We start from the raw sequence: 21,945 nt of genomic DNA on the forward strand, positions 1-21,945 counted from the left end.
CGGCTCTCGTTGTCCAAAACGAGAACACGTTCTATGGTCGGGGCCTTCGTGCCGACGGGACTCGTGGGGAAGGGGTGGCGGCGATGGCGCTCAGCGCTGCGGGCGTCATCCGCGGGCCCGGCGAGGTGGCGGTGATGACCGTCGACGTGGTCAAGCGCCTGTTCACCACGCGCTTCCAGTTCCGCGAGTTCGTCGAGCAGGCGTGGTTCATCACCAGCGTCACCCTGATGCCGACGATCCTGGTCTCGATCCCGTTCGGAGCGGTCATCTCGCTCCAGGTCGGCAACCTCACCGGCCAGCTCGGCGCCCAGTCCTTCGCCGGGGCGACCGCCGTGCTCGCGGTGGTGCGCGAGGCCGCACCGATCGCCGCCGCGCTGATCATCGCCGGGGCCGCGGGCTCCGCGATCTGCTCCGACATGGGCGCCCGCAAGATCCGCGAGGAGATCGACGCCATGGAGGTCCTCGGCGTCGATCCGCTCGAGCGCCTGGTCGCGCCCCGGGTCGCGGCGACGATGTTCGTGGCCCTGATGATCATCGGCATCGTCATCGGTGCCGGCATCGGCGGCGGCTACTTCTTCACCGTGATCGTCCAGGGCGGCTCGGCCGGGGCGTTCTTGTCGAACTTCACCGCCCTCGCCTCGATCAGCGACCTCTACATCGCGATCATCAAGGCCGTCGTGTTCGGCGCGATGGCCGCGATCGTCGGCGCCTACAAGGGTCTCAACGCCGGCGGCGGCCCCAGCGGCGTGGGGCGTGCGGTCAACGAGTCGGTGATCATCGCCTTCATGCTGCTGTTCTTCATGAACGCGGTGATCACGGCGATCTACTTCCAGGTCGTCCCCCCGGTGGGCATCTGATGGCCTCTCTCGGATCGGTCGCCGGCGCGGCCCTCAAGGCTCCCCGGCGCTCCCTCGAGGGCTACGGCGACCAGCTGCTGTTCTACGTCCGCGCCCTGGTCTGGGTGCCGCGCGCGATCCGCCGCTACCCGCGCGAGATCACCGCGACCCTCGCCGAGGTGACCTTCGGCTCGGGCGCCCTCGCCCTGATCGCGGGCAGCGTCGGCGTGATCGCGTTCCTCGCCTTCTTCGCCGGCACCGAGGTCGGCATCCAGGGCTACGCCTCGCTGAGCCAGATCGGCGTCGCGAAGTTCAGCGCGTTCATCTCCGCCTACTTCAACACTCGCGAGGTCGCGCCGCTGATCTCCTCGATCGCCCTGGCCGCCACCGTCGGGTGCGGCTACACCGCCCGCCTGGGCGCGATGCGGATCTCGGAGGAGATCGACGCCCTCGAGGTGATGGGCATCCCGTCGCTGCCGTTCCTGGTCACGACCCGGATGATCGCGGCGTTCGTCGCCGTCATCCCGCTCTACATCGTGGCGCTCAGCGCGTCGTACCTGTCGCCGCGCCTGATCGTCGTCCACGTCTACGGCCAGTCCAGCGGCACCTACGACCACTACTTCCTGCAGTTCCTGCCGCCGATCGACATCCTGTGGTCCTTCGCCAAGCTGCTGTTCCTCGCCGCGGCGATCATCCTGATCCACTGCTACTACGGCTACACGGCCTCCGGCGGGCCGGCCGGCGTCGGTCAGGCGGTCGGCCGAGCCATCCGCACCAGCATCGTCTTCACGGTGGTCGCCGACTTCTTCCTGAGCTTCGCCATCTGGGGCTCCACGACCACGGTGCGGATCACCGGATGAGCGGGGCCCCCTGATGCCGCTGCTGGTCAACATCCACCACGACACCGCGCGCGAGCACCGGCGCCTGCTCGTCGCCGGCATCGCCTTCCTCACGAGCATGGCCCTGCTGGTGGCGCTGTCGATCGCGATCTACGACAAGAAGTTCGTCGACGTGACCACCGTCGTCATCCGTGCCGACCGCGCCGGCCTCCAGCTGGCCACGTTCGGCGACGTACGCCGCCACGGCGTCCTGATCGGGCAGGTCCGCAGCGTCTCCGAGGTCGACGGCGAGGCCGAGATCGAGGTCGCCCTCGACCCGGCCGCCGCGCGCGACATCCCCGACAACGCGACCGTCCAGATCCTGCCGACGACCCTGTTCGGCCAGAAGTTCGTCTCGTTCGTCGACCCCGCCACCCCGTCACCGACCGCGCTGGCGCCCGGCGCGGTGATCCCCTCGTCGCGCGTCGAGACCAACGTCGAGCTGAGCCGGATCCTGGCCGACCTGTTCCCACTGCTGCGCGCGGTCCGCCCCGCCGACCTCAACGCGACGCTCAACGCCCTGTCCGACGCCCTCGAGGGCCGCGGCGACCAGCTCGGCGGCACCCTCGACGACCTCGACCGCTACCTCACCGGCATCCAGGGCTCCCTGCCCACGCTCAAGCAGGACCTCGGGCTGATCGCCGACGTGGCCGACACCTACGACCTCGCAGCCCCCGACCTGCTGCGCGTGCTCGGCAACCTCACCGTCACCAGCCGCACCGTGCTGCAGAAGAAGCAGTCGCTCGACGTCTTCTTCGGCGATCTGACCGGGCTGGCCGACACCAGCCGCACGATCCTGGCGGCCAACGAGTCCGACCTCATCGAGGTGGGCGAGGTCGGCGCCCCCGTCCTCAAGCTGCTGGCGACCTACTCACCCGAGCTGCCGTGCCTGCTCAAGGGAGCAGCGCGCTACGCCCCCATCCTGTCGCGAACCTTCGAGGGCAACCAGGTCAAGCAGTACATCGAGATCGGTTCCGCCCAGTACGGCGCCTACACCCGCGACGACCTGCCGAAGTACGGCGAGATCGGCCACGGCCCCTGGTGCTCGGGCCTGCCCTACCCGCCGGTGCCGATCGGCCCGGTCCGGTTCGACGACGGCACCGACATCGACGACGACCCGCCCACCAGCGACGTGCCGGTGCTGCCGCTGCCGCGCAGCGCGCCCGGGTGGACCCGGCGCAGCGGCTTCGGCGTCGGCATGTCGAGCGGGTACGCCGGCACCGCGGGGGAGCAGCAGGTCGTCAACGCGCTGCTGTCCGACCGCACCGGCCGCCCCGCCGACGCCTACGGCTCGCTCGGCTCCCTGCTCTACGGCCCCGTCGTGCGCGGGGGTGCGCGATGACCGGCGCCTCCACCCGCAACAGCACGACCGTCGCGGCCGGCATCAAGCTCGGCGTCTTCACGGTGGTGTCCCTGCTGGTCACCGGGCTGCTCGCCGTGATCATGGGCAACATCGGTTTCGGCGACAGCCGCACCTACCGGGCCGAGTTCGTCGAGGCCAGCTCGCTGGAGAAGGGCGACGACGTCCGCGTGGCCGGGGTCAGCGTCGGCGAGGTCACCGCCGTCGAGCACTACGGCGACGACAACGCCAACGCACTGGTGACCTTCCGGGTCGAGGCCGACGTACCGCTGACCACCGCGTCGCTGGCCAGGGTCAAGTTCCTCAACCTCGTCGGCGACCGCTACCTCGCGCTCGAGGAGGGCGTCGACAAGGGCGCCAGCAGGCTCGGTGACAACGGCCTGATCACCATGGACCACACCGAGCCGGCGCTCGACCTCACCGCGCTGTTCAACGGCTTCAAGCCGCTCTTCCAGGCGCTGCGGCCCGAGGACGTCAACGAGCTGTCGATGAACATCGTCCAGGTGCTGCAGGGCGAGGGCGGCACCGTCGCGTCGCTGCTGGCCAACACCGCCTCGCTCACCAACACCCTCGCCGACCGCGACCAGCTGATCGGCGAGGTCGTCGACAACCTCGGCACCACCCTCGAGACCGTCGACTCGCGCCACGTGCAGCTCGAGCGACTGATCGTCGAGCTGCGCGACTGGATGGGCGACCTGGCCGACGACCGTCAGACCATCGGACGCTCGCTGGCCAGCATCTCCGACCTCACCGCCGTGGTCGCCGACCTGCTGCAGGAGGGGCGCCCGTTGCTCCAGGGCGACATCGCCGAGCTGCGCACGCTCTCCCGCCTGCTCAACGAGCCGGAGAACAAGAAGCTCGTCGTCGAGATCTTCGACCGGCTGCCCGAGTCGATGACCGACCAGACCCGCACCGGCACCTACGGCTCTTGGTACAACTACTACATCTGCGGCTTCTCCGGGAAGATCACCCTGCCGGTCATCAGCGGGCTGCCGATCATCAAGCAGCTCAACCAGCAGCTCAACAGCATCGACTTCCGCTCCACGGCCCCCAGGTGCAATCCATGATCACCCCAGGACGTTCTGGGGCTCCTCCGCTGCGCTCCTCCGCCCCACAACGCCCCGGGGACCCCGAATGACGGGCCGCAAGGACGAGCGTCGCGTGATGCGCTACGGCGCCCTCACCCTGGTGCTGGTGCTGCTGGTCGTCAGCGCGGCCTTCAACCTCTCCAAGTTCCCGGGCTTCCGCGGCGAGACCTACCAGGCCTGGTTCACCGACGCGTCCGGCATCCGCAAGGGCAGCAGCGTGCAGGTCGGCGGCATCCGCTCGGGCCGGGTCTCGGCCGTCGAGCTCGAGGACTCCCAGGTGCTGGTCACCTTCAGCGTCGACCAGGGCATCGACATGGGCACCGAGACCACGGCGGCCGTCGAGGTCCTCAACCTGCTGGGCGAGAAGTACCTCCGGGTCACCCCGGTCGGCGGCGGCGAGCTGTCGCAGGACGAGCCGATCCCGCTCGAGCGCACCCGGTCGGCCTACGACATCATCGGCGTCTTCGGCGACCTCACCACCACGACCGAGGACATCGACAAGGACGCCCTCAAGGACGCCTTCGACGTCCTGAGCGACACCGTCGACTCCGCCGCCCCCGAGATCGCCGAGAGCTTCCGCGGCCTCAGCAGGCTGTCACGCTCGATCTCGTCGCGCGACGAGCAGCTGCGGCGGCTGTTCGAGCGCTCCGACGACGTGTCGAAGGTGCTGGCCGACCGCAGCGACGAGCTCGTCGACCTGATGGGCAGCGCCGACCTGGTCTTCGACGAGCTGCAGAAGCGCAAGGACGCAATCCACCGGCTGCTGGTCAACGCCCGGCTCCTGGCCCGCGAGCTGCGCGGCGTCGTCACCGACAACCAGGCCCAGGTCGGGCCCGCCCTGCGGCAGGTCGACGACCTGCTCGACACCCTCATCAGCCGCGAGAAGGAGCTCAAGGCCACGCTCGCGGCCCTCGGCCCCTACACCCAGATCCTCAGCAACATCATCGGCACGGGCCCGTGGTTCGACGCCTACGCCGTCAACCTGCTGGCCATCCCGACCGGCGAGTTCCTGCCCGGCACGCCGGAGGTGCTGAAGTGAGGGCCCTGGTCACCACCCGCACGGCCGTGCTGCTGGTCGTCGTGGCCGTCGTCGCCGGGCTGCTGCTCGTGCGTGGCAGCGACGAGGTCGCGCCCAAGCGGCTCACCGCCCACTTCGACCGCGCCGTCAGCATCTACGAGGGCACCGACGTCAAGGTGCTCGGCGTCTCGGTCGGCAAGGTCACCGAGGTGACCCCCGAGGGTGCGTCGGTCCGCGTCGAGATGCAGTACGACGGCGACGTCCGGCTCCCGGCCGACGCGCGTGCCGTCATCGTCACCCCGACCCTGGTCGCCGACCGGTTCGTGCAGCTGACGCCGGTGTGGGTCGAGGGCGACGACGTGATGGCCGACGGCCACGACCTGCCCCTGCCGCAGACCGCCGTGCCCGTCGAGCTCGACCGCATCTACGCCTCCTTGCGCGACCTCACCGCGACACTCGGGCCCAACGGCGTCAACGCCGACGGCACCCTCAACCACCTCGTCAAGGCCGGCGCCGGTGCGCTCGAGGGCCAGGGCAAGGCCGGCAACGCGATGCTGCGCAACCTCGCCGCTGCGGCGACGACCTTCGGCAACAGCAGCGGCGACCTGTTCGCGACGGTGAGCCAGCTCGCCGACTTCACCAGCACCCTGGCCGACAACGACAAGCGCGTCCGGGCCTTCATGGCCGACCTGGCCGGGGTCTCCAGGCAGCTCTCCGACGAGCGCGGTGAGCTGCAGGCCACGCTCGCCGCCGTCGCCGACACCGTCGGCAGCGTGCGCGGGTTCGTCCAGGACAACCGCCGGGCCCTGGTCACCGACGTCCGCAAGCTGAGCCGGATCGTGCGCACCATCGCGTCGGAGAAGAGCAGCCTCGACGACGCGCTCGACGTCGCCCCGGTCGCGATGGGCAACCTGGTGCTGGCGTTCAACGTCGAGTCCGGCTCGATCGGCTCGCGCGTCGGCGTGAGCGGCAACGCCTTCGACGCCGACGGCTTCCTCTGCTCGATCGTGCAGCAGTCCTCGATCCCCACCGTCAGCAAGGACCTCGCCTGCCAGCTCTTCGCCGCGCTCCTCGAGCCGGCCGAGAACCAGCTGCCCACCCTCCCGCCGGCCCCCCGCAGCACCGCCACCACGTCCCCCCGACCGGCGACCGGCGGCCGGGCCCCGTCCCCTGCTCAGGTCGACGCCTACACCAGCGACGAGGCCCCGACGTTCGCCGAGCTGCTCGCCGGAGGCACCCGATGAGGCGCCTGCTGACCGCGCTGCTCACCGGTGCGCTGCTCAGTGGCGGCCTGGGCGCGTGCGACTTCGACGGCGCCTACGACCTGCCGCTGCCGGGCTCGCCGGTCGACGCCGACCGGGCCTTCGAGGTCACCGCCGACTTCGAGGACATCCTCAGCGTCGTACCGCGCTCGCCGGTCATGGTCGACGACGTGACCGTCGGCGAGGTCACCGAGGTCGAGCGGGTCGGCTGGCACGCGCGCGTCACCCTGCGCGTGCGAGACGACATCGTGCTGCCCGACAACGCGATCGCCGAGATCCGCCAGGTGAGCCTGCTCGGCGAGAAGTACGTCGCCCTCGAGGCCCCCACCGACCAGGCGCCGGTCGGCCGGCTCGGCGACAGCCCGCAGGACACGATCGGCCTCGACCGCACGGGCCGCAACCCCGAGGTCGAGGAGGTCCTGGGCGCGCTGGCCAGCCTGCTCACCGGCGGCGGGGTCGCCCAGCTGGGCACCATCACCCGCGAGCTCAACGCGGCGATGGACGGTCGCGAGGACGAGCTGCGCCACCTCCTGGGCAGCCTCGACCGCTTCGTCGGCACCCTCGACGACCAGAAGGGCGACATCATCCGCGCCCTGGAGTCGCTCAACGACCTCACCGCCACCCTCAACCGCGAGAAGACGACCATCCAGGACGCCCTCGACGTGACCGGCCCCGCGATCGACGTGCTCGGGCAGCAGACCGACGAGCTGGTCGGCATGCTGTCGGCGCTCGACCGGCTCGGGGTCGTCGGCACCCGCGTCATCCGCTCCAGTCGAGAGGACCTGCTGGCCCAGCTGCGCGACCTGCAGCCGATCGTCCGCAACCTCAGCGCGGCCGGCGACTCGCTGGCGCCGGGTCTCAACCTCCTGGTGAGCTTCCCCTTCCCCAAGGAGGCCTCCGAGATCGTGCGCGGTGACTACGCCAACACCGCGATCCGCGCCGACATCAGCCTCGAGAACCTCCTGCCGCAGGGCGGGCAGTCCGGGTTGCCCGGGCTGCCGGACCTGCCCGACGTACCGGTCGTGGGCGACGCGCTCGACCAGGTGCTGTCGTGCCTGCGCAGCGGCGCCATCGGCTCCCGGTCGTGCCGGGTGGTGCTGCGCTCGGTCCGGCTGATGCCCGCGCTGATCACCCGCTGCGCGACCCGCCGGTGGGACGACAACGCGGTCTGCCGGGGCCTCGGCCCCGTCGACGACCTCCTGGGCGGTCTCGGAGGACTGGGCGTGAAGGTCCCCGACCTGGGGGCGCTCAGCCGCCTGAGCGCGGCACTCAGCAGCGGAGACCCGGCACCCACTGCCGACACCACGACCCTGTTCGGGGGTGCCGCATGACGCGCGTCGTCCGGGTCCGCCTGCTCGCCTTCGTCGTGCTGTCAGCGGTCGGCATCGTCTACGTCGCCGCCGCCTACCTCGGGCTGGTCGACAAGGTGCTCGGCCGCGGCTACGCCGTCCACGTGACGCTGCCGACGTCCGGCGGGCTGTTCGAGGGCAGCGAGGTCACCTACCGCGGCACCAAGATCGGCAAGGTCACCGCGATGGACACCACCCGCGAGGGCGTCGACCTCACGCTGACCCTGCAGGAGGGCACCCGGCTGCCGCTCGACTCGCCGATGTACGTGCACAACCTCTCGGCGGTGGGGGAGCAGTACCTCGACTTCGAGCCGCCCGACCAGGACCCGCCGTACGCCGAGGACGGCGACACCATGGCCGGGTCGGCCGACGCACTCCCGGTCGACGAGGCCGACCTGCTCGTCGAGCTCGACAGCTTCGTCGGCTCCGTCGACCAGCGCAGCCTGCAGGTGCTCATCGAGGAGCTCGGCGACATGTTCGCCGACACCGGGCGCCCGCTGCAGCAGCTCATCGACGACGGCGGCACCTTCATCGACGCCGCGGCCGCCAGCACCGACGACACCGTCCGGCTGCTCGACTCGGCGCTGACCGCCCTGCGGACCCAGCGCGACAACGCCGACAACATCACCTCGTTCTCCCGCGACCTCGCCGACCTCACCGACGCGCTGCGCGAGTCCGACGGCGACCTCCGCACGGTCCTCGACCAGACGCCGCCGGCGGCTCGCGAGATCACTGCTCTGCTGCGAGACCTCGGACCGACGCTGCCGGTGCTGCTGAGCGACCTGATCACCGTCAACCAGACGGTCGTCTCGCACCTCGACGGGGTCGAGCAGCTGCTCGTCACGTTCCCCCGGGTGATCGCGGGCGGCTTCACCGGGTCGCCGCCCGACGGCTACGGCCACGTCAACCTCCAGCTCGACTACAGCGTCCCGCCGTGCACCGAGGGCTACAAGCCGCGCGACGAGTGGCGTCGCGGCGACGAGCTCACCGACGCGCCGATCTTCCCCGCCCGCTGCACCAGCGGCGCGCCGTACGTCCAGCGCGGCACGCCCAACGTGCCCGGCACCCCAGCCAACCCGGGCAACAACTCCTCGGCGAGGTCCTACGGTGGTGCCGTGCCCGGCTCCTACGACCCCGCCACCGGCCTCGTGGCCGGCGTGGTCGACCGCGACGGCCGACCGGTCCGCGTCGGCTCCGCCGGCGACCTGTCGATCCTCGGCAGCGACTCCTGGAAGTGGCTGCTCATCGGCCCGGTGGCCAGCCCGTGACGACGTCGTCCCGGCGGCTGGTCCCCGTGCTCTTCGTCGTCGCCCTCGTGCTCGCCTGTGCGTGTGTCGTGGGCGGTGTCCTGGTGGTGCGCGAGGCACGTGACCGTGCCGGCGGGTCGGGTGCGCAGACTCCCACCGCCGCCGAGCAGGACCGCTACGGCGAGGTCAAGCTGGCGGCCGAGGCCACCGCCACGGCCCTGGTCAACATCGACTACCGCGACCCGCAGAAGAGCTTCGACGCCGTGGCGGCCACCGCGACCGGCACCTTCCTCGACCAGTACCAGGCCTCCGCCGACAGCCTGGTCAAGCTCGTCACGTCGTTCAAGTCGGTCCTCACCGGCACCGTGGCGGTCTCCGCGGTCGACGACATCGACGCCGACAGCGCCAGCGTCCTGGTCGCGACCGACGGCAAGGTCAGCAACGCCCAGACCGGGGAGACCACCCAGGTCCGCAACTTCCGCCTGCTGGTCAAGCTCGTGCGCCAGGACGGCGTCTGGCTGGCCAACGACCTCCAGTTCGTCGGATAGGCCGCACCCGTGTCCCAGACCCCCCGCAGGCCCGTGCGTCCCGCGCGCACGCCCACCTCGCGCCCGCGCAAGATCGCGGGACAGCAGCGCCCGGAGCCCGTGGCGCCGGTGGTGGTGCCGGACGTGGCGCCGGGCGAGCCGGCGGAGGCCCCGGCGGGGCCCGTCGAGCCCACCGAGCCCACCGAGCCCACCGAGCCCGACGTGGCGTCGTACGACGAGCAGCCGGCCGGCCGCGGCCCGCTGGTGGGCCTCGTCGTCGCGATCGTGCTGCTGCTCGGGCTCGGCGTGGCCGAGGTCGTCTACCTCCGCTCCGACCCCGAGCCGTCGCGCACGCCGCTCTCGGCCGAGCGGCCGGTGCAGGTGGCCGACCTCGAGGTGCGCCGGGTGGTCGACCAGGCCGCGACCGCGGCCGACCTGATCCTGTCGGCGTCCTCGAAGGACTACGACGGCCAGGTGGCGAAGGCGACCGCCACGATGACCGACCCGTTCGCGGCGAAGTACCGCCAGACCAAGGCCGACATCAAGGACGAGTTCGTGGCCGCGCAGACCGAGGTCGTCGTCGACATCTCCGCGCAGGGCGTCGTCAGCGCGAGCGACCAGGAGATCAAGGCCCTGCTGTTCCTCACCCAGACCACGCAGAAGGGCACCCGGGGCGGCGTCAAGCCGGTGCAGTACCGCGTGACGGTGACGATGGTCGACACGGCGGACGGGTGGCTGGTCTCCGACCTGGTCGCGCTGTAGTGTTCGGTCAGAACTAGAACACGTTCCAGTTCTCCCCCCGGGGCTTGACGACGACGGAAGGATCGCCTGCGTGACCACCGTCGACGTCGACCTGCTCATCATCGGTGCCGGGCCCACGGGCCTCTACGCCGCCTACTACGCCGGGTTCCGTGGCCACCGCATCGCGGTGGTCGACTCGCTGCCCGAGCTGGGTGGCCAGGTCACCGCGATGTACCCCGAGAAGCAGATCTTCGACGTCGCGGGCTTCCCGGCGGTCAAGGGTCGCGACCTCGTCGCCGGCCTGGTCGACCAGGCCAACACCGCGCAGCCCGAGTACCTCCTCGACCGCACGGCCACGACGTTGCAGAGCGACGACGACGGCGTCACCGTCGGGCTCGACGACGGCACCCAGGTGCGGGCGGGCGCGGTCATCATCACCGCCGGCATCGGCAAGTTCTCCCCGCGGCCGCTGCCCGCCGGCGACGGCTGGGTGGGGCGCGGCCTGGAGTTCTTCGTGCCCAGCTTCGCCCCGTACGCCGGCAAGGACGTCGTCATCGTCGGTGGCGGTGACAGCGCCTTCGACTGGGCGCTGCACCTGCAGCCGATCGCCCGGTCGGTCACGCTGGTCCACCGGCGCGACGCCTTCCGGGCCCACGAGCGGACCGTCCAGCAGGTCCAGGCCATGCCGGTCGACATCATCACCAAGGCGCAGGTCACCGCCCTGCGCGGCGAGACCGTGGTCGAGGCGGTCGACATCGAGGTGGACGGCGTCGTCACGACCCGCCCCTGCCAGGCCGTGGTCGCCGCGCTCGGCTTCGTCGCCGACCTCGGCCCCATGCAGCAGTGGGGGCTCGAGGTGCACAAGCGCCACATCTGCGTGAGCCCGTCGATGCAGACCAACCTGCCGCGCGTCTTCGCTGCCGGCGACATCACCGAGTACGACGGCAAGGTGCGCCTGATCGCCGTCGGGTTCGGCGAGGCCGCCACCGCCGTCAACAACGCCACCGTCGCGATCGACCCGAGCGCGAAGGTGTTCCCGGGTCACTCGTCCGAAGGTTCGTGAAAGGAACTGTCATGAAGATCAAGGTCGACTTCGACCTCTGCGAGTCCAACGCGCTGTGCGAGGCGATGGCCCCCGAGGTGTTCGAGCTGGACGACGACGACTACCTCGTGGTCAAGACCGACGAGACGACGCCGGAGAACATCGACGACGTCAAGCGTGCCGTGGCTGCCTGCCCGCGCGCGGCGATCACCCTCGTGGAGGACTGAGTGAGCAGCAGCGACACCGGCCTCGACGGACGCGTCGCGATCGTCACCGGCGCCGGTGCGGGGCTCGGTCGGGCCGAGGCCGTCGCGCTGGCCAGGGCCGGGGCGCGGGTCGTCCTCAACGACCTGCCCGGCGCGGCCGACGACGCCGCCGACGAGATCAAGGCGCTCGGTGCCGAGGTCGCCGTCGTCGAGGGCGACGTCTCCGACTCGTCGGTCTCCGAGGCCATGATGAAGGCGGCCGTCGACGGCTTCGGCTCGCTCGAGGTCGTCGTCAACAACGCCGGCATGACCCGCGACCGGATGCTGTTCAACATGAGCGACGACGAGTGGGACGCCGTGATCCGCGTGCACCTGCGCGGCCACTTCCTGCTCTCGCGCAACGCCGCGTCCTACTGGCGCGCGGCCTCCAAGGCCGCCGACGGGCCCGTCTACGCCCGCGTCGTCAACACCGCCTCCGAGGCGTTCCTCGGTGGTTCGCCCGGTCAGGCCAACTACGCCGCCGCCAAGGCCGGCATCACCGCGCTCACGCTGTCGACGGCCCGCGGCCTCGGCAGGGTCGGCGTCCGCGCCAACGCGATCTGCCCGCGCGCCCGTACCGCGATGACCGCGCAGGTCTTCGGTGAGGACACCTCCGGCCAGGAGGTCGACCCCTACTCGCCCGAGCACGTCGCCCCTCTCGTCGCCTACCTCGCCTCCCCGGCGGCCGACGCCATCACCGGGCAGGTGTTCGTCGTCTACGGCGGCATGGTCGCCCTCGTCGCGGCCCCCGTCGTCGAGCAGCGCTTCGACAAGAGCGGTGCTCTGTGGACCGCTGACGACCTCTCCGACCAGCTGGGCGGCTACTTCGCCGACCGCGACCCCTCCATCGGCTTCGCCGCCGACTCCATCATGAAGCTCGAGGTGTGACGTGACCGGTCGTCTAGCCGGCAAGGTCGCCATCGTCACCGGCGGCGCGATGGGCCAGGGGGCCGGCATCTGCCGTGCCTACGTCGCCGAGGGTGCACGCACGGTGATCGCCGACGTCGCCAAGGACGAGGGTCAGGCCCTCGCCGACGAGCTCGGCGAGCTCGCCCACTTCGCCCACCACGACGTCTCCGACCAGGCCTCGTGGACCGCCCTGGTCGCCGACGCCAACGAGCGGTTCGGCCCGGTCTCCATTCTGGCCAACAACGCCGGCATCCTGCGCTTCGGCTCGATCGCCGACATGCCGCTGGCCGAGGTCGAGCTGCTGTTCCGCGTCAACCAGCTCGGTTGCTGGCTCGGCATGCAGTCGGTGGTCGCGACGATGAAGGCCAACGGCGGGGGAGCGATCATCAACTCCTCGTCGACCGAGGGGCTGGCCGGCATGGCCAACACCGCGGCGTACGGCGCGACCAAGTTCGCGATCCGCGGCATGACCAAGGCCGCCGCCCACGAGCTGGGCCGCTACAACATCCGCACCAACACCGTGCACCCCGGCATGATCGACACCCCGATGACCCGGGTCCACGGTGGTGACGTGGCGATGGAGTACGGCGCCTCCAAGGTGCCGCTGCGCCGCGTCGGCACTCCCGACGACGTCGCCCCGCTCTACGTCTTCCTCGGCAGCGACGAGGCCACCTACATCAACGGCGCCGAGATCGCGATCGACGGCGGCGTCACCGCGACCCACGGCTTCGGCGGCTAGGTCGCTAGGTTCTCCAACGTGGCCAACCAGCGTGCGCAGATCGTCATGTCCGACCCCGAGGTCGACACCTTCTTGACCCAGCAGCGGTCCTCGACCGTCGCCACCGTCGGCAAGGGCGGCCAGGTCAACCTCGTCGCCATGTGGTACGCGTGGCGCGACGGCCACGTCTGGATCGAGACCAAGGCCAAGTCGCAGAAGGTGGTCAACCTGCGCCGCGACCCGCGGATGAGCTTCCTCGTCGAGGCCGGCGAGACCTACGACCAGCTGCGCGGCGTCGCGATCGAGGGCACCGGCGTGGTCGTCGAGGACCCCGACGTCGTCTGGGACGTGTGCGTGGAGATCTTCGAGCGCTACAACGCGCCGTACACCGAGGAGCTCAAGCCGATCGTCGAGCTGATGGCCAAGAACCGCGTCGTCGTCCGCCTCGACGCCGACCGGGTGCGCAGCTGGGACCACCGCAAGCTCGGCCTGCCCCCCATCGAGCTGGGCGGCACCACGGCCGAGTTCCTCTAGCCGCCCACGGTGGTCGAGGAGGACGTCACGCGCGTCCCAGGATTCACCGGCCGGCCGGTGAATCCCTGACCGGGACGACAAGATTTCAGCGTTCAGGTGGGGGTTTCAGCGTCCCGCTGCTGGCTCGACGACTATGCGGCGTCCGCTCGAAACAAGAAGTCCCTGATCGTGTCCCCGGTCTCCACCGGTCGCTCCATCTCGGACCAGATCACCCGGATCGGCTGCCAGCTGGTCAGTCGCCGGACGAGTTCCTCACGCCTCTTCTCGCGCAGGATGCACTGCTCGATCGTCTCGCCCGGACGTCGTAGCTTGAGGTACTTGGTGAATCCATCGAACTCGATCCATCGCCTGAACTGCGGCCAGGCGCCGTCGAGGCGCGCCGCGAGCCTCCCGTTGGGGTGGAACACCTCGTACTGGGGCTCGAACATCGGGATGCCTCGATCGCGGCACAGCAGGTGACCGCGGGTCTCGAGCGGCGACTCCGCGAGGCCGTTGCTCAGCCTCAGCTTGTAGCGCAGCCCCGCCACGTCGTGCCACCGGGCCATGCGCTCGATTCCGTGCTCCAGCTGCTCGCGGCTTGCTTGACCACTCGACTGTGCCCAGTCGAGCACCGCCACCGCCGGGTCGCGGCCGGCGAGTGCAGCCGTGTCGAGGACGGTGCGGGCAGGCGCGGTGATCCAGGAGCCGTCCTTCCTGGTCAGGTCGTCGACGAGCGTGAGGCCACGGTGGTGGACGATGGACGACTGGGTGCGCTCGCCGATGCCGTTCAGGTTGGTCAGGTGCACCTTCGAGCAGTCGATGCCCCAGTCGGGTCCGCCGAGCTCGAGCAGTGCCGAAATGTGCGAGCGCGCTACGTCGTCACCGTACAACCGCTGAACCACGTGTGACTTCAGACGATGTCGCTCCGCACGGTCTGCCTCTTCCCAGACGTGGAACCGGCAATAACCACCGTGGTGGATCCGGAGGATGAGCTTGTCCCTGCCGGCCCGCGTGATGAGGCTGTCGTCGAAGCCGGCCGCGATGACGTCTCGGCGGAGCAGGGTGCCCCTGGGGTCGATGAAGTGTTCGATCATGCCGTGGAGGGTGCGTGGTCGTAGGGCGTGTCGGCCAGCCGCGCTTCTGCGCCTGTGGACGGAAGCGTGAATCGTCCGTCGGTTCGGTGCAAACACCTCGCTGTACTCAGCCAGGCGTGGCGACCCGACCCTCGCGGATACTGGCCGACCGGGACGACGAAAGCCGCACAGGGACGACGAAGTTCCAGCGTCCCGGTGAGGCATTCACCGGCCGGCCGGTGAATACTGAGGCGCGTGCGACTGACGAGCGGTCAGTCGCGCAGCAGCAACCCGACGGCGGTCTCCATGTGCGCGCCGGTCTCGGCGGCGGTGGAGCGGCCGGTGACCCAGGCGACCAGGGCGGAGAGCCACACGTCGCCGATGACGCGGGCGATGGCGACGTCCTGGTCGGTGGGCTCGTGGTCGTCGTCGGGGTGCATCGCCCGGGTGAGCATCGAGGTGAGCAGCATGCCGACGGTGTGGATCTCGGTGGCGACCGAGGCGTCGGCGAACATGAAGGCCCGGGTCAGGGCCTCGGTGAGCTTGGGGTCGCCCTGCAGGCCGCGGGTGGTGCGCTTCATGACGAAGATGACGCGCTCGGCGGCGGTGTCGCCGGGGATCTCCATCTTGCGGAAGAGCGCCTCGTTGCGCTCGAACTCGCGGGCCAGCGCCGAGACGAGCAGGTGGATCTTGGAGGGGAAGTAGCGGTAGAGCGTGCCGAGGGCCACCTCGGCCGAGTCGGCGACCGCGCGCATCTGCACGGCGTCGAAACCGCCGTCGCGGGCCAGGTCGTAGGTCGCGTCGAGGATGCGTTTACGGCGCTCGCGCTGAGCCGCGGAGCCGAGGTCGTCCGCGGTCAGGGAGTTGGTCGTGCTCATCGGGACCCCCATGGTCATCAGGGTCGCCCACGGCACTCGCGCATCATCGTTGAACCGTGAATGCGCCGGGGACGGCTGCTCGTTGTCTGATCTTCCCCACTAGGCTATCGCTCGGTGGGCCATAATAGGAACACGTTCTACGTCGTGCGGCCCTGTGTCGTACCCAGCACCGGAGGGTCGAGCCGCATATGCGCATCGCCATGCTGTCCTACCGCAGCAAGCCACACTGTGGAGGGCAGGGGATCTACCTGCGTCACCTGAGCCGCGAGCTCACGGCCCTGGGCCACGAGGTCGAGGTGTTCTCGGGCCAGCCCTACCCCGTCCTCGACGAGGGGGTGGTGCTGACCAGGGTGCCCAGCCTCGACCTCTACCGCGAGCCCGACCCGTTCCGCGTGCCCAGGCTGCGCGAGTTCCGCGACCGCATCGACGTCGAGGAGTTCGCCACCATGTGCGTGGCCGGCTTCCCCGAGCCGCGGACCTTCTCCAAACGGATCAGCCGGATCCTCGCCGAGCGCGCGGGCGAGTTCGACATCGCCCACGACAACCAGGTGCTCGGCACCGGGATGCTCGACATCGAAGGCTACGGCCTGCCGCTGATCACCACGATCCACCACCCGATCACCTACGACCGCCGCATCGACCTGGCCCAGACCCGCAACCCGTGGCGCCAGCTCACCCTGCGCCGCTGGTACGGCTTCGTGGCCATGCAGGGCAAGGTCGCGCGCCAGGCCCGCAAGATCCTCACGCCCTCGGAGACCTCCCGGCGCGACATCGCGAAGGACTTCGGCGTCGACCCGGCCCGGATGCAGACCATCCTGCTCGGCGTCGACGACATGTTCGTGCCGCCCGACCCGGTGGCCGCGCCGCGGGTGCCCGGTCGGATCATGGCGATGGCCAGTGCCGACGCGCCGATGAAGGGAATCGCGACCCTCCTCGAGGCCTTCGCCAAGATCCGCACCGAGCGCGACGCTGAGCTCGTCCTGGTCACCAAGCCGTCGCCCGGCGGTCGTACCGAGAAGCTCATCGAGCGGCTCGGCATCGGCCCCCACGTCCGGTTCGTCCACGGCATCAGCGACACCGAGCTCGTCGCGCTGATGGGGTCGGCCGAGCTCGCGTGCGTCCCGTCGCTGTACGAGGGCTTCTCGCTGCCCACGGCCGAGCTGATGGCCTGCGCCACCCCGCTGGTCGTCTCGCGCGCCGGGGCGATCCCCGAGGTGGTCGGCCCCGACGGCGAGTGCGCCGACCTGGTCACCGCCGGCGACGTCGAGGAGCTCAAGTCGGCGATCACCGCGCTGCTCGACGACCCCGAGCGCCGGGCCCGGATGGGTGAGGCCGGACGTCGTCGCGTCCAGGAGCTCTTCAGCTGGCGCGCGGTGGCCGTCAAGGTGGCCGCGGCGTACGAAGAAGTGATCGCCGACTTCGCGCGCGAGCGCGGGGCCGCGACGAGCAAGACCACCGAGGAGGACTGAACCGTGCTGACCGTTGACTTCGACCGCCTGGGACTGACCGCCGGCGACCGCGTGCTCGACATGGGCTGCGGCGCGGGGCGCCACGCCTTCGAGATGTACCGCCGCGGCGCCGACGTCGTCGCCTTCGACATGGACGCCGACGAGCTGTCCGGGGTGCTCGAGCTGTTCGGCGCGATGAAGGAGGCCGGCGAGGTCCCCGAGGGTGCCGAGGCCGACATCAAGCAGGGCGACGCACTCTCGCTGCCCTTCGCCGACGGCGAGTTCGACCGCGTCGTGGCCGCCGAGGTGCTCGAGCACATCCACGCCGACGTCGACGCGATCAAGGAGCTCGTCCGCGTGCTGCGCCCGGGCGGCACCCTGGCCGTCTCGGTGCCGCGGTGGCTGCCCGAGGTCATCAACTGGAAGCTCTCCGACGACTACCACAACGCCGAGGGCGGCCACATCCGCATCTACACCGACCACGAGCTGATCGACAAGGTCACCAAGGCGGGCCGCTTCAACGACGGCACCCCCGGCGACGCCATGGTCTTCGAGGGCAAGAGCTACGCCCACGGCCTGCACGCGCCGTACTGGTGGATCAAGTGCGCGGTCGGCGTCACCAACGACGACCACCCGGCCGCGCGGGCCTACCACAAGCTCCTGGTGTGGGAGATCATGAAGCAGCCCAAGGCCCTGCGGTACGCCGGCAAGGTGCTCGACCCGCTGATCGGCAAGTCGATGGTGCTCTACTTCCGCAAGCCCGACGTCACGGTCGCCGATGCCTGAGCCGCTGCCCTACGTCACCGGCGTCGTCAGCGCCGCCCAGCTCGCCGAGACCGCCGCGTCGATCGCGGCCATGCAGGAGCCCTGCGGCGCGATCCCGTGGACCCCCGGCGAGCACGTCGACATCTGGAACCACGTCGAGGCCGCGATGGCCCTGCTCGTCGGCGGCGAGGTCGAGGCCGCCGAGCGCGCGCTCGACTGGGTGCCCACGATGCAGCGCGCCGACGGCTCGTGGCCGATGAAGATCGTCGCCGGCGAGGTCGACGACCCGCGCGGCGAGGTCAACATGAGCGCCTACTTCGCGGTCGGCATCTGGCACCACTGGCTGGTGCGTCACGACATCTCCTACGTCGTGCGCCACTGGCCGTCGGTGCGCGCGGGTCTCGACTGGGTCGTGTCGCAGCAGGTCGCCTTCGGTGGCATCGGCTGGACCCCGACCGAGGACTTCTGCCTGCTCGCCGGCTCCTCCTCGATCTACCAGTCGCTGCGCGCGGGCGTCGCGCTCGCCGAGCTGCTCGACGACCCGCAGCCCGAGTGGGAGCTCGCCGGCGGTCGGCTGGGCCACGCCATCCGCGAGCACCGCGACCTGTTCGAGGACAAGTCGACCTACTCCATGGACTGGTACTACCCGGTGCTCGGCGGCGCCGTGCGCGGCCAGGCGGCGCTCGACCTGCTCGCCACCCGCTGGGACGACTTCGTCGTGCCCGGCCTGGGCATCCACTGCGTCGACACCAACCCCTGGGTCACCGGGGCCGAGACGTGCGAGCTCGCGATGGCGCTCGACAGCATCGGTGACCACAAGCGCGCGCTGACGTTGCTGCAGGACATGCAGCACACGCGCGGCGAGGGCGGCGCCTACTGGACCGGCTGGGTCTACGCGACCCCCGACGGCAAGCCCGACGAGCCCAGCGACGTCTACTGGCCCGTCGAGCACACGACCTACACCGCGGCCGCGATGATCCTGGCCGTCGACGCCCTGGGGGAGACCTACGGGCACAGCTCGCCGGGCTCCGGCATCATGCGCGGCACCTCGCTGGCCCCCCACTTCGCCGAGCTCGCCCTCGAGTGCGGCTGCGAGAGCGAGCGCGTCCCCGGCTGACCCAGCCTGTGGACAACCCCCAGGCCATGTCCCCAGAGATCGCCGACCCGTCGCGTAGACGCGACGGGTCGGCGTGGGATCGTGGATAAGTAGGGCCGGGGGTGGGGTCAGCCGACGGGGTGGCCGGCGTCGCCGGTCACCCGGCGCAGGACCCGCATGGAGCCGACCGTCTCGACCTCGGCGAACGCGCCGCTCTTCAGGGCGCGCAGGAAGACGTGGTAGGGCGGCTGCCCGCCGTCGGCGGGGTCGGGGAAGACGTCGTGGATGACCAGCAGGCCACCGGGCATCACCCAGGGCGCCCAGCCGGCGTAGTCGTTCTGGGCGTGCTCCTCGGCGTGCCCGCCGTCGATGAAGAGCAGGCTGAGCGGGGTGCGCCAGTGGCTGCTCACCGTGGTGCTGCGCCCGACGACGGCGACGACGGTGTCCTCGAGGCCTGCGGCCTGGAGGGTGCGGCGGAAGACCGGCAGCGTGTCCATCAGGCCCGTCTCAGGGTCGACCAGCGTCGGGTCGTGGTACTCCCACCCGGCCTGGTTCTCCTCCGAGCCGCGGTGGTGGTCGACGGTGAACACCGTGCCGCCCACCGGCCGGGCGGCGGTGCCGAGGTAGATCGCCGACTTGCCGCAGTAGGTGCCGACCTCGAGCAGCGGACCTGCGCCCGCCCGCTCGGCGGCGTGACGGAAGAGCAGCGCACCCTCGTCCTCGGGCATGAAGCCCTTGGCGGCCAGGGCGTGGGCGAGCAGGTCGGCGGGCATGGCGGTGGGGATCTCGGGCACGCACCGGACCCTAGTGGCGGACGACCTCGGCACCGCGCCCGACCTCGGCTAGAATCTGCAACACGTTCTAGTTTTCAGGAGTGGGGATGTCGATCGGGATCACCGACGAGCACGTCGAGCTGGCCGCGAGCCTGCGCAGGTGGGCGGCGTCCCTCGGCGGCATCGAGGCGGCGCGGCTGGCCGAGTCCGACGGTGAGGAGACCTTCGACGAGACCTGGAAGGCCGTCGGCGAGATGGGCGTGGCGACGATCGGGCTGCCCGAGTCGGCCGGCGGTGGCGGCGGCTCGCCGCTCGACGTCGCCGTCGCGCTGGAGGCGTGCGCACGCGAGCTGGTCCCCGGTCCGCTGCTGAGCAACGCCGTGACGGCCGCGCTGCTGGGTCGCGACGAGCGGTGCGCGCTCGCGCTCGACCCCGACCTGCGCGTGGTCCTCGACCTGCCCGGGGCGACCCACGTGCTGCTGCCCGACGCCGACGACGCCTGGTGGGTGGTGCCGGCCTCGGCGCTGTCGGCCACGACGTCGCCCGGCCTCGACCTGACGCGACGCTTCTCAAGTGCCACGGTCGACCTGGCCGACGCGACCCGCGCCGAGGGCGCCACGGGCGACCTCGTGCGCCGCGCCCTGACGACGTACGCCGCCGCCGAGGCCAGCGGGGTCGCGCGCTGGTGCCTGGCGACCGCGGTCGAGCACGCGAAGGTGCGCGAGCAGTTCGGCAAGCCGATCGGGGCCTTCCAGGCGGTCAAGCACCTGTGCGTCGAGATGCTCGAGGCCGCCGAGGCCGTCACGGCCGCCGCCTGGGACGTCGCCGCGGTCGCGTTCGGTCCCGACGACGACCAGTGGGCCTTCGCCGCCGACGTGGCGCGGGTGACCGCGTTCGACGGGGCCGTCGAGATCGCCAAGTCGTGCATCCAGGTGCTCGGCGGCATCGGATTCACCTACGAGCACGACGCCCACCTCTACCTGCGCCGCGCCCTGGCGCTGCGGGCGCTGGTCGGTGACGCCGACCAGGCCGCCGTCGCCCTGACCGCCAGGGCCGTGTCGGGCACCCGTCGCCAGGTCGAGGTCGACCTCGAGGGCCGCGACGACGCCGTACGCCCCCAGGTGCGGGCGACCGTCGCGACCATCGCCGCGGCCGCCGACACCCGGCGCGCCCTGGTCGAGACCGGCTACCTCACCCCGCACTGGCCGGCCCCCGCCGGGCTGGCGGCCGACGCCGTCACGCAGGTCGTCATCGACGAGGAGCTGGCCCGCGCCGGGATCACCCGCCCCGACATCGTCATCGCCGGGTGGGCGCTGCCCACGATCCTCGAGCACGGCACCGACGCGCAGCGCGAGCGCTTCGTGACGCCCTCGCTGCTCGGCGACCTCGTGTGGTGCCAGCTGTTCTCCGAGCCCGGCTCGGGCTCCGACCTGGCCTCGCTGCGCACCCGGGCGACCAAGGTCGACGGCGGGTGGCGCCTCGACGGCCAGAAGGTCTGGACCTCGGTCGCCGACCGCGCCGACTGGGCCATCTGCCTGGCCCGCACCGACCCGGAGACCCAGCACACCAAGCCCCACCAGGGCATCGGCTACTTCCTGGTCGACATGAGGAACAGCGACGGCATCGAGGTGCGCCCGCTGCGCGAGATCACCGGCGAGGCGCTGTTCAACGAGGTGTTCCTCGACGACGTCTTCGTGCCCGACGACTGCCTGGTCGCCGGCCCCACCGACGGCTGGCGCCTGGCCCGCACCACGCTGGCCAACGAGCGGGTCGCGATGGCGACCTCGCGGCTCGACAAGAGCACCGAGCGTGCCGTCGCGCTGGCCGCTGACGGCGGGCTCCCGGTCACCCAGCAGGTCGCGGTCGGCCGCTCGGTCGCGCTGTCGACCGTGTGTGCGCTGCTCGGTGTGCGTACCGTGCTGCGCTCGCTGGGCGGTCAGGGCCCCGGCGCCGAGTCGTCGGTCGCCAAGCTGCTCGGCGTCCGCAACCGCCAGGACGGCTCCGAGCTCGTCGTGCGCCTGCTGGGCGAGCGGGTGCTGACCGCCGTCGACGACGACGAGGTGGCCGCGGCGACGTGGGAGATGCTCAACACCCGCTGCCTGTCCATCGCCGGCGGGACGACGCAGATCATGCGCAACGTCGCGGGCGAGCGGATCCTCGGCCTGCCCCGGGGCTAGGG

At 71.1% G+C, this 21,945-nt stretch carries 22 protein-coding genes; 19 read left to right on the forward strand and 3 right to left on the reverse strand.

Annotated elements, in window-relative coordinates:
• The first annotated feature begins 83 nt into the window (after positions 1 to 83).
• The 15 genes from FZC61_RS04735 (at position 84) to FZC61_RS04805 (ending at position 13,754) form a co-directional block, all read left to right on the forward strand.
• On the forward strand, positions 84 to 857 hold the full coding sequence (locus FZC61_RS04735; protein ID WP_148612990.1) for an MlaE family ABC transporter permease: 774 nt from the start codon (positions 84 to 86) through the stop codon (positions 855 to 857).
• Positions 857 to 1,696, forward strand: a complete 840-nt coding sequence (locus FZC61_RS04740) for an MlaE family ABC transporter permease (protein ID WP_148612991.1) — start codon at positions 857 to 859, stop codon at positions 1,694 to 1,696. The genes FZC61_RS04735 and FZC61_RS04740 overlap by 1 nt, the downstream gene beginning before the upstream one ends.
• A gap of 13 nt (positions 1,697 to 1,709) precedes the next feature.
• On the forward strand, positions 1,710 to 3,056 hold the full coding sequence (locus FZC61_RS04745; protein ID WP_246142528.1) for an MCE family protein: 1,347 nt from the start codon (positions 1,710 to 1,712) through the stop codon (positions 3,054 to 3,056).
• A complete protein-coding gene (locus FZC61_RS04750) occupies positions 3,053 to 4,141 on the forward strand; it encodes an MCE family protein (RefSeq protein WP_148612992.1) in 1,089 nt (362 codons plus the stop codon). The genes FZC61_RS04745 and FZC61_RS04750 overlap by 4 nt, the downstream gene beginning before the upstream one ends.
• Positions 4,142 to 4,208: 67 nt before the next feature.
• The gene (locus FZC61_RS04755) at positions 4,209 to 5,201 is read left to right on the forward strand and encodes an MCE family protein (protein WP_148612993.1); all 993 of its coding nucleotides are present in this window, start codon (positions 4,209 to 4,211) and stop codon (positions 5,199 to 5,201) included.
• Positions 5,198 to 6,424 carry an MCE family protein gene (locus FZC61_RS04760; RefSeq protein WP_170285984.1) on the forward strand — a complete coding sequence of 409 codons (1,227 nt, stop codon included), beginning with the start codon at positions 5,198 to 5,200 and terminating at the stop codon, positions 6,422 to 6,424. Before FZC61_RS04755 ends, FZC61_RS04760 begins: the two co-directional genes overlap by 4 nt.
• A complete protein-coding gene (locus tag FZC61_RS04765; RefSeq protein ID WP_148612995.1) occupies positions 6,421 to 7,773 on the forward strand; it encodes an MCE family protein in 1,353 nt (450 codons plus the stop codon). Before FZC61_RS04760 ends, FZC61_RS04765 begins: the two co-directional genes overlap by 4 nt.
• Positions 7,770 to 9,059 carry an MCE family protein gene (locus FZC61_RS04770; RefSeq protein ID WP_148612996.1) on the forward strand — a complete coding sequence of 430 codons (1,290 nt, stop codon included), beginning with the start codon at positions 7,770 to 7,772 and terminating at the stop codon, positions 9,057 to 9,059. Before FZC61_RS04765 ends, FZC61_RS04770 begins: the two co-directional genes overlap by 4 nt.
• Positions 9,056 to 9,586, forward strand: a complete 531-nt coding sequence (locus FZC61_RS04775) for a hypothetical protein (protein WP_148612997.1) — start codon at positions 9,056 to 9,058, stop codon at positions 9,584 to 9,586. Before FZC61_RS04770 ends, FZC61_RS04775 begins: the two co-directional genes overlap by 4 nt.
• 9 nt (positions 9,587 to 9,595) lie before the next feature.
• Positions 9,596 to 10,327 carry a hypothetical protein gene (locus FZC61_RS04780; protein WP_148612998.1) on the forward strand — a complete coding sequence of 244 codons (732 nt, stop codon included), beginning with the start codon at positions 9,596 to 9,598 and terminating at the stop codon, positions 10,325 to 10,327.
• Positions 10,328 to 10,397: 70 nt separating this feature from the next.
• Positions 10,398 to 11,369, forward strand: a complete 972-nt coding sequence (locus tag FZC61_RS04785; protein WP_246142529.1) for an NAD(P)/FAD-dependent oxidoreductase — start codon at positions 10,398 to 10,400, stop codon at positions 11,367 to 11,369.
• A gap of 11 nt (positions 11,370 to 11,380) precedes the next feature.
• On the forward strand, positions 11,381 to 11,575 hold the full coding sequence (locus FZC61_RS04790; protein WP_148613000.1) for a ferredoxin: 195 nt from the start codon (positions 11,381 to 11,383) through the stop codon (positions 11,573 to 11,575).
• The gene (locus tag FZC61_RS04795) at positions 11,576 to 12,481 is read left to right on the forward strand and encodes a 3-oxoacyl-ACP reductase (protein ID WP_148613001.1); all 906 of its coding nucleotides are present in this window, start codon (positions 11,576 to 11,578) and stop codon (positions 12,479 to 12,481) included.
• 1 nt (position 12,482) lies between these two features.
• Positions 12,483 to 13,241: a glucose 1-dehydrogenase gene (locus FZC61_RS04800; RefSeq protein ID WP_148613002.1), complete on the forward strand. Its 759-nt coding sequence runs from the start codon at positions 12,483 to 12,485 to the stop codon at positions 13,239 to 13,241.
• An 18-nt stretch (positions 13,242 to 13,259) separates the two neighbouring features.
• A complete protein-coding gene (locus FZC61_RS04805; protein WP_211357092.1) occupies positions 13,260 to 13,754 on the forward strand; it encodes a pyridoxamine 5'-phosphate oxidase family protein in 495 nt (164 codons plus the stop codon).
• 131 nt (positions 13,755 to 13,885) lie between these two features.
• Here FZC61_RS04805 and FZC61_RS04810 read toward each other — a convergent pair whose 3' ends face one another.
• Positions 13,886 to 14,827 carry a hypothetical protein gene (locus FZC61_RS04810; protein ID WP_148613003.1) on the reverse strand — a complete coding sequence of 314 codons (942 nt, stop codon included), beginning with the start codon at positions 14,825 to 14,827 and terminating at the stop codon, positions 13,886 to 13,888.
• Positions 14,828 to 15,078: 251 nt separating this feature from the next.
• Positions 15,079 to 15,720, reverse strand: coding sequence for a TetR family transcriptional regulator (locus tag FZC61_RS04815; protein WP_246142530.1), 642 nt, complete (start codon positions 15,718 to 15,720; stop codon positions 15,079 to 15,081).
• 152 nt (positions 15,721 to 15,872) lie between these two features.
• On the opposite strand from FZC61_RS04815, the gene FZC61_RS04820 reads away from it, so the two are divergent.
• The 3 genes from FZC61_RS04820 to FZC61_RS04830 are packed head-to-tail and all read left to right on the forward strand — an operon-like array spanning position 15,873 to position 19,014.
• Complete coding sequence (locus tag FZC61_RS04820; protein ID WP_148613004.1) at positions 15,873 to 17,153, forward strand: glycosyltransferase family 4 protein; 1,281 nt, start codon at positions 15,873 to 15,875, stop codon at positions 17,151 to 17,153.
• 3 nt (positions 17,154 to 17,156) lie between these two features.
• Positions 17,157 to 17,918, forward strand: coding sequence for a class I SAM-dependent methyltransferase (locus FZC61_RS04825; RefSeq protein WP_148613005.1), 762 nt, complete (start codon positions 17,157 to 17,159; stop codon positions 17,916 to 17,918).
• Positions 17,911 to 19,014: a prenyltransferase/squalene oxidase repeat-containing protein gene (locus tag FZC61_RS04830; RefSeq protein WP_148613006.1), complete on the forward strand. Its 1,104-nt coding sequence runs from the start codon at positions 17,911 to 17,913 to the stop codon at positions 19,012 to 19,014. Before FZC61_RS04825 ends, FZC61_RS04830 begins: the two co-directional genes overlap by 8 nt.
• 107 nt (positions 19,015 to 19,121) lie before the next feature.
• Here FZC61_RS04830 and FZC61_RS04835 read toward each other — a convergent pair whose 3' ends face one another.
• Positions 19,122 to 19,787, reverse strand: a complete 666-nt coding sequence (locus tag FZC61_RS04835) for a class I SAM-dependent methyltransferase (protein ID WP_246142531.1) — start codon at positions 19,785 to 19,787, stop codon at positions 19,122 to 19,124.
• 86 nt (positions 19,788 to 19,873) lie between these two features.
• Between FZC61_RS04835 and FZC61_RS04840 the strand changes: the two genes are divergently transcribed.
• Positions 19,874 to 21,943: an acyl-CoA dehydrogenase family protein gene (locus FZC61_RS04840; RefSeq protein WP_148613007.1), complete on the forward strand. Its 2,070-nt coding sequence runs from the start codon at positions 19,874 to 19,876 to the stop codon at positions 21,941 to 21,943.
• The last annotated feature ends 2 nt before the right edge of the window (positions 21,944 to 21,945 follow it).

It is taken from the genome of Nocardioides rubriscoriae (assembly GCF_008087085.1).
Lineage (GTDB): Bacteria > Actinomycetota > Actinomycetes > Propionibacteriales > Nocardioidaceae > Nocardioides > Nocardioides rubriscoriae.

Excerpts from the sequence above, each read along its gene's own strand:
- FZC61_RS04735 (WP_148612990.1), top strand. The coding sequence starts at position 84 with ATGGCGCTCAGCGCTGCGGGCGTCATCCGCGGGCCCGGCGAGGTGGCG.
- FZC61_RS04750 (WP_148612992.1), top strand. The coding sequence starts at position 3,053 with ATGACCGGCGCCTCCACCCGCAACAGCACGACCGTCGCGGCCGGCATC.
- FZC61_RS04840 (WP_148613007.1), top strand. The coding sequence starts at position 19,874 with ATGTCGATCGGGATCACCGACGAGCACGTCGAGCTGGCCGCGAGCCTG.
- FZC61_RS04830 (WP_148613006.1), top strand. The coding sequence starts at position 17,911 with ATGCCTGAGCCGCTGCCCTACGTCACCGGCGTCGTCAGCGCCGCCCAG.
- FZC61_RS04740 (WP_148612991.1), top strand. The coding sequence starts at position 857 with ATGGCCTCTCTCGGATCGGTCGCCGGCGCGGCCCTCAAGGCTCCCCGG.
- FZC61_RS04790 (WP_148613000.1), top strand. The coding sequence starts at position 11,381 with ATGAAGATCAAGGTCGACTTCGACCTCTGCGAGTCCAACGCGCTGTGC.
- FZC61_RS04765 (WP_148612995.1), top strand. The coding sequence starts at position 6,421 with ATGAGGCGCCTGCTGACCGCGCTGCTCACCGGTGCGCTGCTCAGTGGC.
- FZC61_RS04745 (WP_246142528.1), top strand. The coding sequence starts at position 1,710 with ATGCCGCTGCTGGTCAACATCCACCACGACACCGCGCGCGAGCACCGG.
- FZC61_RS04810 (WP_148613003.1), bottom strand. The coding sequence starts at position 14,827 with ATGATCGAACACTTCATCGACCCCAGGGGCACCCTGCTCCGCCGAGAC.
- FZC61_RS04820 (WP_148613004.1), top strand. The coding sequence starts at position 15,873 with ATGCGCATCGCCATGCTGTCCTACCGCAGCAAGCCACACTGTGGAGGG.
- FZC61_RS04770 (WP_148612996.1), top strand. The coding sequence starts at position 7,770 with ATGACGCGCGTCGTCCGGGTCCGCCTGCTCGCCTTCGTCGTGCTGTCA.
- FZC61_RS04755 (WP_148612993.1), top strand. The coding sequence starts at position 4,209 with ATGACGGGCCGCAAGGACGAGCGTCGCGTGATGCGCTACGGCGCCCTC.